This is a genomic window from Pseudoalteromonas sp. J2K-J599, from assembly GCF_059295115.2.
In genome coordinates, this window is sequence record NZ_CM200271.1 from 669,621 (window position 1) to 681,363 (window position 11,743).

Annotated in this window: 11 protein-coding genes; 4 read left to right on the top strand and 7 right to left on the bottom strand. The window is 36.3% G+C overall.

Annotated features, from left to right (window positions below; genetic code table 11):
• Nucleotides 1–15 precede the first annotated feature (15 nt).
• Entirely contained in the window at nt 16–564 is a 549-nt protein-coding gene (locus tag AC5NT5_RS03000) for a hypothetical protein (protein ID WP_289106522.1), read from the bottom strand.
• Nucleotides 565–779: 215 nt separating this feature from the next.
• Here AC5NT5_RS03000 and AC5NT5_RS03005 point away from each other — a divergent pair, with 215 nt between their 5' ends.
• The gene (locus AC5NT5_RS03005) at nt 780–1,964 is read left to right on the top strand and encodes a hypothetical protein (protein ID WP_289106521.1); all 1,185 of its coding nucleotides are present in this window, start codon (nt 780–782) and stop codon (nt 1,962–1,964) included.
• A gap of 202 nt (nt 1,965–2,166) precedes the next feature.
• On the opposite strand, the gene AC5NT5_RS03010 is transcribed toward AC5NT5_RS03005, so the two are convergent.
• Complete coding sequence (locus AC5NT5_RS03010) at nt 2,167–3,246, bottom strand: mechanosensitive ion channel family protein (protein WP_494513344.1); 1,080 nt, start codon at nt 3,244–3,246, stop codon at nt 2,167–2,169.
• A gap of 127 nt (nt 3,247–3,373) precedes the next feature.
• On the opposite strand from AC5NT5_RS03010, the gene AC5NT5_RS03015 reads away from it, so the two are divergent.
• Nucleotides 3,374–4,327, top strand: a complete 954-nt coding sequence (locus tag AC5NT5_RS03015; RefSeq protein ID WP_182670939.1) for a YihY/virulence factor BrkB family protein — start codon at nt 3,374–3,376, stop codon at nt 4,325–4,327.
• A gap of 3 nt (nt 4,328–4,330) precedes the next feature.
• On the opposite strand, the gene AC5NT5_RS03020 is transcribed toward AC5NT5_RS03015, so the two are convergent.
• Both AC5NT5_RS03020 and AC5NT5_RS03025 read right to left on the bottom strand, forming a co-directional pair.
• Nucleotides 4,331–5,218, bottom strand: coding sequence for a LysR family transcriptional regulator (locus tag AC5NT5_RS03020; RefSeq protein WP_494513345.1), 888 nt, complete (start codon nt 5,216–5,218; stop codon nt 4,331–4,333).
• An 88-nt stretch (nt 5,219–5,306) separates the two neighbouring features.
• Nucleotides 5,307–8,411 (bottom strand): bifunctional diguanylate cyclase/phosphodiesterase, encoded by a 3,105-nt coding sequence (locus AC5NT5_RS03025; protein ID WP_494513346.1) that lies wholly within the window; start codon nt 8,409–8,411, stop codon nt 5,307–5,309.
• A gap of 201 nt (nt 8,412–8,612) precedes the next feature.
• On the opposite strand from AC5NT5_RS03025, the gene AC5NT5_RS03030 reads away from it, so the two are divergent.
• Together AC5NT5_RS03030 and AC5NT5_RS03035 are read left to right on the top strand one after the other, a co-directional pair.
• Nucleotides 8,613–9,455, top strand: coding sequence for a pirin family protein (locus AC5NT5_RS03030; protein WP_165743101.1), 843 nt, complete (start codon nt 8,613–8,615; stop codon nt 9,453–9,455).
• A gap of 21 nt (nt 9,456–9,476) precedes the next feature.
• Nucleotides 9,477–10,451 (top strand): glutathione S-transferase family protein, encoded by a 975-nt coding sequence (locus AC5NT5_RS03035; protein ID WP_494513347.1) that lies wholly within the window; start codon nt 9,477–9,479, stop codon nt 10,449–10,451.
• Nucleotides 10,452–10,454: 3 nt separating this feature from the next.
• On the opposite strand, the gene AC5NT5_RS03040 is transcribed toward AC5NT5_RS03035, so the two are convergent.
• The 3 genes from AC5NT5_RS03040 to AC5NT5_RS03050 are packed head-to-tail and all read right to left on the bottom strand — an operon-like array spanning nt 10,455 to nt 11,499.
• Nucleotides 10,455–10,697 (bottom strand): hypothetical protein, encoded by a 243-nt coding sequence (locus AC5NT5_RS03040; protein ID WP_024596383.1) that lies wholly within the window; start codon nt 10,695–10,697, stop codon nt 10,455–10,457.
• Nucleotide 10,698: 1 nt separating this feature from the next.
• Nucleotides 10,699–11,154, bottom strand: coding sequence for a threonine/serine exporter family protein (locus AC5NT5_RS03045; RefSeq protein WP_494513348.1), 456 nt, complete (start codon nt 11,152–11,154; stop codon nt 10,699–10,701).
• A 6-nt stretch (nt 11,155–11,160) separates the two neighbouring features.
• Nucleotides 11,161–11,499, bottom strand: a complete 339-nt coding sequence (locus AC5NT5_RS03050) for a hypothetical protein (RefSeq protein WP_002957982.1) — start codon at nt 11,497–11,499, stop codon at nt 11,161–11,163.
• Between the last annotated feature and the right edge of the window lie 244 nt (nt 11,500–11,743).

An 11,743-nucleotide genomic window follows, 5' to 3' on the forward strand; every position in this document is an offset into this window, starting at 1 on the left:
CTATAGAGACTGTAACTATTTTTTTGTAAGCGGTCTTACAATTGATACTTTAGATTTACCAATGTCCCTTTCAGATAATGTTATTGGTTCTATATGTTCAACCTTTTCTAGCTCTGCAATTAATTGCTCAAAAAGATGATCGTGATATTTGGATTCATCTATATTACTTTCTATATTTAGTATTTTCTTCAGATTAGAATAAATACCTTTGTTTATAGATATTGTTATTCTTTTATTATTGAACTTTAACTTTCTTATTCTAGCTAGGTAATTATCCCAAATTTTTTTATCTAGCATTCTTAAAAGTGGTTTAACTCGATTGAAAATATTTTTTAATCCTGTGAGTTTTTCTTCAAGCTCATTTTCTAATAATTCACTTGGGGTTTTTAATGATGTTAATGTCTCAATTAATTCGTTTATATTATTTATTTTTGATTTTGAGTATTTTGATATTTTTTCCTTTGTATTTATTATTTCAATTTTCAACTCTGGTTCAATTTCCTTATTGTATAATTCATTATGTGAAATATACCATTCCCAAATTTTAATGCTCTTTCTATTCATTATAAAACTCCAATTTCATTATTATACTTTTTCGTTCTGGAACTTTTTTGTGTTCATTATCGTTTCGGAACGAATGAGGTTAAGTTTAGTTCTGGAACGGTTTTTGTCAAGTGTCTTTTAGTTACGACTATTTGCAAAGGTGACGAAACAGTGCCTGTAATCTTAATAATTTAAATCTGTAAAAAGTAAGTCCACATTAAAGGTTAGGACTAAACATGAAAGATACAGATGAATTGCTCAATTATAACATCAGGTTAGTTGGACATGATGAGGTAGGTGAACATTCGATTAGTTTATCGTTAATAGATACTGTTATTGAGTATAGTAATAAAATATATACCTATTCAATAGGTAGAAGTGAAGTTAAAGAGTTCTCAATTGATCAGTTTATTTCGAGATACGGTTATGATTATCGAGAAATTGACTGTGTTTTTTGGAGCTTAGATACCTACAAATACTTGAAAAAAGAAAATTCATTTAAGCATCCAAAGATAAATAATCTTATAAAAACTAAAGCTGAAAACAAAAAGACAGTAAAAGACTTCTGTGGTGTTGAGTCTTCAAGTCACCTTGATTTTTTTGCTATAACCTTAAATGTAAAAAAAAGGCATGTTAAAAAATTAATTCAAGAGCTTTCAAATGAAGATCTAATAGAAAAGAGATCTAAGAAAAAACAGAAGTGTCGGTATTATAATCGAAAAGCTTTTAACGAAAATGAACACTTTTATATTGATTACTCTCCAAAGGGAAAGGCGCGTAATTATTTAAAGGTAAGGTGGAACCCTGCATTTACAAGTGAGAAATATCTTAGGTTTTTTTTCTCTAAGCTAAAGTCATTAGTAGGTAAGAATTATAGTGAGATAGTTAATGAGTCCTTAATTTCTAGAGTTGATTTTGCATTAGATTTTAAAGGTGATTCAGTTAAAGATACCATAATAAATATAAGTGGTTCTTCTAAGTTAAATAACTATTTTAATAGTGAGTCAGTTATGGAGACAAAGATAGTTGGTGCGAGTGAGTTTAGATTGCAAGTATATAATAAGTCTTTACAACAAGGATCTAATTGTTCAGATTCACTTAACAGAATTGAAGTTCAATTAAAAAGACCTAAGATAGACAAATTAAGGGTTCAGTTAAAAAACATTTGTAGTATTCTTGAAAAATCAAATAAAGTAAGAATGTATAGTATTACCGACAATAAATACTTTAGTGATTATGAAATTAATACTCTAAAATATTCAGGCGTGGTTGGATTAAGATCTACTCTTAATAATTCTAATGAGAAGAAGAGGCTATCTCGAAATCTTGCTAAGGTTGAAGTAAAAGGTTTTGGTGATAAATTAATGGGCGGATCATTAGCTGAGTTACAAAAGCTCAAAAGGCTTTTATTAAAACCTTAATACGTAATTGGAATTGTGCCAAATAGTGTGCCAAAATCTACATTTACGTTTGCCATAATTAATATAACGTATTGATTTTTATGTTTATATTTAAGTCTCCCTGTTAACTTATAGGCTGACTCACTCATTCAACAAAAAAGCCCGCAGTTAACGCTGCGGGCTTTTTTGTGTTTAAATTTTAGTTAATACAACTTCAGCATTATTAAATAATATTTTTCCCTTGTTCTGGGTCTCTTGATTGCTCTGCTTGTTCACGTATTTCGTCGGTATCACTGCTCACATCATCAAGTGTTTTAGTTTGATCAACTGTTTCATTTTTTTCGCTTTGTATTTGCGATGGTTGTTTTTCCTCTAAGCTAGAAACATTTTCACTAGGGTCGGTGAGTATAATTCTTTCTCGTGCGTCATCAGGCATACTGATGTTTTGTTTTGTGAATTCATTGACTAATTCGCGCATAAGCTGGGAAGCTACTTTTAATGGGCTGTGCTGCTCGCTATTAACCCAAAAATACAAAACGAAGTTAATAGTAGATGAGCCTAAGTTTTTTATTAAAACTTGCGCAGGTGGATCGCTAAGCACCGCATTTTGTTGATTGGCAATATCTAGGGCGAGGGTTTGTGCGCTGCGTATATCGTTATCATAGCCAATACCAATTTCTACTTTTCCGCGCATTTTTGGATTGGCAGTCAGGTTTTTAATGGTATTTTTATATACCGTCGCATTGGGTATTTGAATATGATTGCCATCGTAATCAACAAGTGTGGTTGCTCTTGCTGTTACTTTTTTAACAACACCTAAACGATTGTCTACTTCAATTACATCGTCGATTTTAAAAGGTCTTTGTATGCTCAGTAATAAACTAGCGATAAAGTTCTCAGCTATGTCTCTAAAGGCAAAACCTAATATAAGTCCTATTAGTCCCGTTCCACTCATAATGGCAACAGCAAACTCGGTAAGCCCTGCTAAGCGCAGGAATAAGTACACGCCAAATAAAATAATTAAAGTGCTTATACTGCGCCTAACAACTAGATGAACTAGTTTACTGTCAGTCATGTAGTCAATAGGCTTTATAAGCAATCGAGAAAGTGGCCCTGCAATTAAATAGCTTAATGCTAAAAGTATTATACCGAGTAATAGTGTGGGTAATATTTGCGCTGTTGCATGAAGTAATTGCACAGCTTGTTCATGAAAAAACTGCCACGTAAACACATCGCCTTGAAAACTTTGTGTGCTGGGAAGCGTATTGCTTAAAGCTATAATGTTTGATTGGCTACTAGGCATGGCTTATCGTCCGTGTTTGGTTTTTATAATCGTTAATATTAGGTAACAGCAAGTTTAGTACCAAATACTTTATTTAACTTGGCAAACATTTTGCTGTAGTAATGTAATACAAATATTGAGGTTTAGAATGAAAGAAGCTAAACGAGGACAGCAAGCTGAGCAGCCTGGTCATATCCCTTTTATAGGTTGGTGGGATATTGTTAAGCGCATTTTTAAGCAAATGAGTGAAGATAACTTATCTATAGTGGCAGCGGGTGTGGCATTTTATGCGTTACTTGCTATTTTTCCGGCCATTGCGGCGATGGTATCTGTGTATGCATACTTTTCATCCCCTGCAGATATAAGTGATCATTTAAGTAAAATAGTTACTTTGCTCCCACCAAGTACCAGTGAACTAATCTTATCTCAGGTTTCTAGCCTTGCAAAAACATCAAGTGCCAGCTTGAGCTTAAGTGCAATTGGTACGCTTATACTTACCATTTGGAGTAGTTCTAAGGGCAGCCAAGCACTTATTACTGCGTGTAATATTAGTTATCGTGAATATGAAAAACGTTCATTTTTTAAAGCTCAATTAGTACGCTTTTTATTTTCGGTAGGGGCGATTGTTGTCGCAATTTTTGCGTTATTAATTATTGGTATTTTACCTATTGTGCTTAATTTAGTGGGGCTAAAAGAAAGTATAGATTTATTAATTAAACTCATCTCTTGGCCATTATTAGCTTTTACCTTTAATTTTGCATTGGTACTTTTATATCGTTATGCCCCACACCGTAAACCGGCCAAATGGCGTTGGATCACTATGGGTTCGTCTATTGCTACTGTACTTTGGATTTTGGCATCTATAGGTTTTTCATTTTATGTGTCGCGTTTTTCTAGTTACAACGAAACTTACGGCTCACTAGGTGGTGTAGTGATCATGTTGATGTGGTTGTATATCAGCGCTTATATAATCACATTAGGTGCTGTTATTAATGCAGCTACTGAGCAGCAAACAGGTAAAGACAGTACTATAGGCCCAGCTAAAGAGCGTGGGCAGCGAGGGGCCTATGTAGCAGATCACCTCGATGTAAAAAATGAATAGCTATTAGCTAGCTAAGTTAGTGAGAGCCGTTAGCTGCTCTTTAAACTCTTGTGCTGCAGGACCAAGCCTGTCGTTGTCGTTGCACATTAAATATAAATTAAGAGTACGGGTTGTACCTTGGTCTAAATTAAGTGGGATGAGCGTTTTATTTTCAATTAAGTGTGCTATTTGTGTTTTTGGCAGCCAAGCGTAACCCAAATTTTGACTAACCATATCAATAGAGTTGCGTAAATGGCTGACTGTCCAGCGCATATCAGCACCTAACCAGCCATCATTGTGACTGGTGTGGGTTGCTGAGTCGCGAACTACTATTTGCCGGTGTAGCTTTAAATCGCGAAAGTTGAGCTGTTCAGTTTCTTGGTGTAATACATGGTCTTTATGCGCAACGGCTATAAACTCTATATCGCATAACGTACTGCAACTAATTCCATAGATAGGGATTGATGAAATGGCTAAATCAACCACTGAGTTATGTAGTAATTCGTTTGCACCGGTTAGCACGCTTTCTACTAAATCAATCTTTAAAAGCGGGTAAAGTTCACTCGTTTTAGCAAGTGCTTGGTATAAAATGGTGTGTGGAAAAACTTCATCAATAGCTATTTTTAATGTGCTTTCTACGCCTTCGCTTAGTGTGCTCGCTACCGATTCTATTTTAGTTGCTTCTTCAATTAAAAATTCAGCTCTGCGTAAAATTAGTTTACCGCTATCGGTTAAAAATGCTTTACGACCTTTTACTTCAAGCAACTTAATTTGCAAGGCGGCTTCAAGTTTTTGAACAGCATGGTGTACGGTTGACTGACTTTTATGTACAGCCGCACTTGCGCCTGCAAATCCGCCGTGATCCACAACCGCTTTAAACATTCGCCATTGCTCTAATGTTGCTTTTGCCATTTTTAAATCCTGTTACTACTTATATCTGATTGCTTAACTTGACCGCGCAGACGCATTATTTATTGCGTAACAGTAATTTTTTGTTTATTTATTTTAATAAAGCGACTTTTTTATCAGATAGAAGTGCCATAAAGCTGCTTTTATTTAAAGGTCTTGAAAATAAATAACCTTGTCCGTAATCACATCCGGCTTCAAGTAATAGCTGCATTTGTAATTTAGTTTCAATTCCTTCGGCGATTACTTTTAAGCCCAGTTGATGCGCCATAACAATTATTGCTTCACACAGTGCAAGTTCTTGACTGCCTACTTGGATATTATCAACAAAACGTTTATCTATTTTTAAATAATCGGTATCCATTTCTTGTAAGTAAGCGAGTGACGAATATCCTGTACCAAAATCATCAAGGGCAAGCTGCATACCTGATTTTACTATTTCTTTTAAGCGACGTTGCGTTAATGCTTCGGGGTTAATCATTAGGCCTTCAGTTATTTCTGCGACAATTGAGGATGCAGGTAATTTTGCAGCTTTTAGCATATCGTACCATTCATCTATGCCGCTCTCTGGAGTGGATAATTGCACAGGGGATACGTTAACACTTATTTGAAAAGTATCATCGGTTAGAGTTTTTATATCGTTAAGCGTTTGCAAGGTTTGAGCAAATACAAATTGGCCAATTGCATTTATTTGCCTGGTTTCCTCAGCAAGTGGAATAAATGCGACAGGGCTAATTAGGCCTTTTTCGGGATGTTGCCAACGAATAAGTGCTTCAGCTTTATGAACATGTAAATCATTCAAAGCAACAATGGGCTGATAAAACAACTCAAACTGCTCAAGTTCTATGGCACTTCGTAAGTCTTTTAATAGCACCATGCGTGCGTGTGCATATTCGCGCATGTCAGCAGAGAAAAACTCAAAACAGTTACGACCATTACTTTTTGCTTTATACATAGCCTGATCGGCTGCTTTTAAAAGCTGTTCAGTATTTTCACCATCATTAGGGGCGCATGCTATGCCCATGCTGGCGCTAATAAATAATTCTTCGTTTTCAAGATGCAAAGCCGACGATAGGCTAAGCAAAATATTACTGGCAATTTGATTAATATGACGCGTACTTTTTATACGATTAAACACAATAACAAACTCATCACCACCAATACGTGCCACAAACTCAGCATTTTTTGCCGACTGGACTATGCGTTGCGATACGAGTTTTAATAAGTTATCGCCATAGTGATGGCCTAATGTGTCATTAATATCTTTAAAGTGATCTATATCTAAAAGCATGACAACCAATTGATTGTCGGGAGTAACAATGCTTGAAAATCGTTGATTTAATCGCTCCTTTAACTCTAAACGATTTGGTAAGTCAGTTAGGTGATCATAGTGAGCTTGTCGCCAAATTGTTTCATCGGCTTGTTTTTTCTCAGTGAGGTCTGTAAATATCGCGATTCGACGAATAGGTGCGTTGTTTGTATCATAAACCGTATCGATTGTGAGCCACTCAGAGTAAAGCTGCCCGTTCTTTTTACGGTTAATAACCTCGCCTTGCCAGCGGCCTGTTTGCTGTAATTCAGACCACATTTTATTGTAAAAATTCTTATCATGTTTTCCTGATGAAAGAATTGAAGAGGAGCGCCCAATAACTTCTTCTTTATTATATAAAGTCGTTTTGCAAAACGCAGGGTTTACATCAAATATTATACCCGCTGGATCGGTGATTGCCATGCCTTCACTACTGTTGTTATACACTAGCAAGGCAAGGTGGAGTGCTTCTTCATTTATTTTTCGTTGTGTTATATCCCTTAGCACAACAACGTATTCATTTTTACTTTGCATTGCACTAATACGTGCTTCAAAGCTACGTTTAGGATCTGATTTTTCGAGTGTAAATTCTAAATTACTCGAAACATCAAGCTTAGATAACTGCGATAACAAAAGCTGCACATTGTTGTGAGAAAGTATTGATGATAAATGAGGTGCTGCAGTGCTGTTTGGGTTTACTTGAGGCTTAAATTGCCCCGTTATGTTGAGAATATCGCCATGGATGTTAATTCTAACGTAACTGTCGGGTAGAGTATTAAGCAAGCTGGTAAGCTCATCGTGCTTGTTTTTTAAATTAGCCTCGGCTGTTAACCTGGTTTGCGCCATTGATTTAAAGCGCTGATAGAGAGTATTTAGCTCTGGATTATTTGGCTGTATTTTTTGTGACGGCATTTCGCCCTTAGCCAACACGTTTGTTGCATTTGTTAGATTATTAATTGGGTCGATAATACTGGTTTTAAGCAGCTTACGTGCAATTAAACATAGCACTAGCAGTGATAAAATAAACACACCAATCGCTATAAAAAAATTATTATTTATTTGCTTTAAAGCATGTGTAATAGGAAGTGCGATATGTATATTTAAGCTGTTATTACTCGGATCTTTATAAATAATAGAGTGATGAAGCATTCGATCTTCACCCTTAATAGATTTTATTTTTGTTGATGCCTCATTATCAATCGAAGAATCAGTTGCTAATAAAGTCTTTGCAATATTATCGCCAAGGGCTGCAGTTGTTGGTGGGTAACGCGCTAAAATTTTTCCATTAGAATCAGCGATTGCAGCAATAGAGCCAGGTGGCAGTTCAATATTATTAAAAGCATTGTTCCACCAGTCAAGCGCAACAACGATAACTACAACGCCCTGAATTACATTTTTTTTATTAATGATAGGTAACGCAAAGTTAAGGGTGTTTTTTTGCAAGTTTCTATCGTGCTGAAAATAACCTACTGACAATTGGTTACTTTTTAAGGCATTTTGAAAATACGCACGATCTGCAATACTTATTGTTTTGGTTAATCCGCGTGTTGTACACATAACAATGCCATTTGGATCTATAATCCCGATATTGGCAACATGGGCATAAATAGCTCTAAATTGATTAAAATAATTAGGGCAGGACGTTGCTAAATTTTCTTTCTTACTTTCCTCTTTAGCCAAATAACGCGCTAAACGGTCAATATCATCGACTAAGTGCTTTTGCTGTAAAATTAATTGCTTAGCAATGTTTTCTACTTTTTTTTCACTTTGCTCAATAGAGTGGTGGCGTTCAAGCAGCAGAGTAAAAATAATTACAGCGGTGCCCGGAATACTTAGCAATATAAGCAAACGATAAAGCTGATGTTTGAGAGAATAAGTAAAAATAACCATTCCTTAGTTTCGTATTTTGCAATAACAATTGTAGCCAAATTCACTCCAAATAACCATAGTAATTATAAGGTTGAAAATGTAACCAGTGAATCAATGTCGTTCTATTTTTTAGAACCTTAAGCTCGATTTAAAGACATAGTTGTTTTGTTTAATGAATGATTTAATAGCCTCATAAACTTATTCTTTAGAGTGAATTAAAAAATGAAAATATCAAAAATACTTACAGCTTATGCAACTCAAGATGGCGATGGCGTGAGCATTAGCCGTATACCTGGGTTTGATGGTAAATATTTAGATCCATTTTTGATGATTGATGAACTTAAGTCAGATGACAAAAAAGATTATATGGGAGGCTTTCCTGAGCATCCGCACCGAGGAATTGAAACGTTTACTTATATTCTAAAAGGTGGCTTTGAACATCGTGACCAAATGGGTAACAAAGAAGCAATTAAAGCAGGCGATGTGCAATGGATGAGCACAGGGCGCGGCGTCATGCACAGTGAAATGCCACTCGCTGATGCTATAGATGGTCTGCATGGCTTTCAAATTTGGATAAACATGCCAAGCGCAGAAAAAATGCGTGATTCACGTTATCAAGATACGACTAAAAACCCAGCTCCTAGTTTTACAAATACGCAAGGCGTGACGTTAAAAGCACTTGCGGGATCGTGGCAGTTCGAAAGTGAAACGCTTGCAAGCGAGCTGCAAAGTTTAGCTGCTAATGCGGCGCTCGCTGATATTACATTACCTGCTGGTAAAAGCACTTATTTAGAGCCTCTTAGCCAACAAAAAGTAATGCTTTATATTCATAGCGGCTCACTAATAATGAGCGACAATCAAACAATACCAGCGGGTAAGTTACTTATTTTAGAACCAGGGAGTGATATTAATATTAGCTCTGAGCACGGCGCTGGTGTTTTGGTTTTAGCAGGCGATCCACTTAATCAACCTATTGCTCATATGGGGCCGTTTGTAATGACGACGCAAGCAGAAGTACAGCAAGCAGTGCGTGATTATCAAAACGGTGAGTTTGGCAAAATTTAACGGTATTTTTAGGAGAGTTTTATGGGATTATTAGTTAACGGCCTGTGGCAAGATAAATGGTACGACACTGATTCAAGTAACGGTAAGTTTGAACGCGAAACGGCGCAGTTACGTCACTGGGTAACTGTTGATGGTAGCGCTGGAATAACGGGCGAGGCCGGATTTAAAGCACAAGCGAACAGGTATCATTTATATGTGTCACTTGCGTGTCCTTGGGCGCATCGAACGCTTATATTTAGAGCGTTAAAAGGGTTGCAAGATTTAATTACGGTGTCGGTTGTTAGCCCTGATATGCTTGATAGTGGTTGGGCTTTTGATACGCAAAACCACAGTACTGGTGATGCTTTATTTAATAGTAACTACTTACATCAAGTGTATATAAAAAATAATCCTAAGTATTCCGGGCGAGTTACCGTACCCGTATTGTGGGATAAAAAGCTAAATAAAATTGTCAGTAATGAGTCTGCCGATATTATACGTATGTTCAATAGTGCATTTAATGAATTAACAGGTAATAACGATGATTACTACCCAGAGGCACTACGACCAAAAATTGATGAATTAAATGCGTTGATTTATCCAAATATAAATAATGGTGTTTATCGTACGGGATTCGCAACAACTCAAGATGCATACGAAGAGGCGTTTAATGATTTATTCAAAGCACTCGATAAAGTAGAAGGGATACTGAGCAAGCAGCGTTATTTAACAGGTAATAGGCTCACCGAGGCAGATTGGCGACTATTCACTACACTCATTCGGTTTGATAGTGTGTACGTTGGCCATTTTAAATGTAATTTACGCACAATTGAAAGCTATCCTGCATTAAGTGGATACCTTAGGGAGCTATATCAAGTTAAAGGAGTGGCTGAAACAGTTGATTTTTATCATATTAAGCGTCATTACTATTTTAGTCACACAATGATCAACCCAACACAAGTTGTGCCAAGTGGTCCAAGTATTGATTACTTATCTGATCACGGTAGAAATGTTTAGCGCTTAAGCTATCAAGTTCACTAGCCAGCCGTATTTTCTTACGAAGCTGGTTTCGCTTTTACCCGCTTGTACTGCTGCACCTGCGATAAAGGCACTTGAAAGCCCAACTTTGGTTACGGCAAAACGCTTTAGTCTATATTGGAACGCTGCATGATGTTGGCGTTTCAATTCACTGCGCGTATCCATTTGCTTACTTAGAGCATCAACGTTTTCATTAGGTGCTTTAATTAAGTAGTTAACTAACATACTAATTTCCTTGTAGGTTAAATAGCTGCTTTAAACTTTTAAGTGTTTTACCAAAGCCAATTTTATTGCTTAAGTAAACTGTATTTTTCCAAAGCCATATTAAACAAGCAACTTGTAGCAAAGTAGCTGTTGCAATACTTAGCCATACCGACCCAAAAACATCGTATACACCGTATCCAACAGCACCTAGAAATCCTGCCCACAACAAAACCAAACCACTGGCAAAGCATCCTAAAAATATAGTGATCAATGCAAGCGATCTAAGCGATAACCGCCATTCAGCTTTAGCAAGCTGGTGGGTGATCTTTCCTTGAGTTTGGTAATCATCCTTGAGCTGCTTAGAATACTCTAAAAGCATTGCAACATGATCTTGCCAATCGTCCTTTTGGCTATGTTGCTCAGTAGTTTGGTCTTGCGCATTACCATCCTTGGTTGCTGTTGTTTGTGGGTTATTCATCACTAATTACTTACGACGAAGTAGTGATGTGATTAGCATACCCGCAGCAAAAGCAATACCCGCAGTTGCTAATGGATTTTCAGAAGCAAAAGCACGAGTTTTTGCAGTACATTCGCTTAGTTTTTCACGTGCGATAAGTTGTTTTTCGCTCAATGCATCTGCTGAGCTAGAAGCTCCCTTACGCACACTGCTTTCAGCTGTTGCAGCTTTGCTAGAAAGTGCATCTACAGCATCGTGCGCCGCTGATGTTGCTTTCTCTGTAAGAGGAGACTCAGTATTTGTTAGTTTAACGTCAGGCTTAACATCTGAAGTTGTATTTGGTTTCGTATTCGTTGCAGTAGCCATAATCAATCCTTAATAAGTTAAAAATTTAAATAGTGATTTAGATGATGCAATGATTAAACCAAACTTGTTATTCATTTTAACTTACTGAATTTGATAGGTTTTGTTTGTATTTTTTAATTTTTGATAATTAGTATTTTAAAATAAACAGTAACTATTACTACACGGCTAGGTAAATTTTACAAAGAGGATAAAAACGCCTTAAAAATTGTAAATATTCATTGGTTATTCAGTAAGCAAAGCATGT

What these genes read in the sequence shown, in the direction of transcription:
- AC5NT5_RS03045 (WP_494513348.1), bottom strand. Translation starts at nt 11,154, where the DNA reads ATGAATAACCCACAAACAACAGCAACCAAGGATGGTAATGCGCAAGAC.
- AC5NT5_RS03040 (WP_024596383.1), bottom strand. Translation starts at nt 10,697, where the DNA reads ATGTTAGTTAACTACTTAATTAAAGCACCTAATGAAAACGTTGATGCT.
- AC5NT5_RS03015 (WP_182670939.1), top strand. Translation starts at nt 3,374, where the DNA reads ATGAAAGAAGCTAAACGAGGACAGCAAGCTGAGCAGCCTGGTCATATC.
- AC5NT5_RS03005 (WP_289106521.1), top strand. Translation starts at nt 780, where the DNA reads ATGAAAGATACAGATGAATTGCTCAATTATAACATCAGGTTAGTTGGA.
- AC5NT5_RS03010 (WP_494513344.1), bottom strand. Translation starts at nt 3,246, where the DNA reads ATGCCTAGTAGCCAATCAAACATTATAGCTTTAAGCAATACGCTTCCC.
- AC5NT5_RS03030 (WP_165743101.1), top strand. Translation starts at nt 8,613, where the DNA reads ATGAAAATATCAAAAATACTTACAGCTTATGCAACTCAAGATGGCGAT.
- AC5NT5_RS03000 (WP_289106522.1), bottom strand. Translation starts at nt 564, where the DNA reads ATGAATAGAAAGAGCATTAAAATTTGGGAATGGTATATTTCACATAAT.
- AC5NT5_RS03035 (WP_494513347.1), top strand. Translation starts at nt 9,477, where the DNA reads ATGGGATTATTAGTTAACGGCCTGTGGCAAGATAAATGGTACGACACT.
- AC5NT5_RS03050 (WP_002957982.1), bottom strand. Translation starts at nt 11,499, where the DNA reads ATGGCTACTGCAACGAATACGAAACCAAATACAACTTCAGATGTTAAG.
- AC5NT5_RS03025 (WP_494513346.1), bottom strand. Translation starts at nt 8,411, where the DNA reads ATGGTTATTTTTACTTATTCTCTCAAACATCAGCTTTATCGTTTGCTT.
- AC5NT5_RS03020 (WP_494513345.1), bottom strand. Translation starts at nt 5,218, where the DNA reads ATGGCAAAAGCAACATTAGAGCAATGGCGAATGTTTAAAGCGGTTGTG.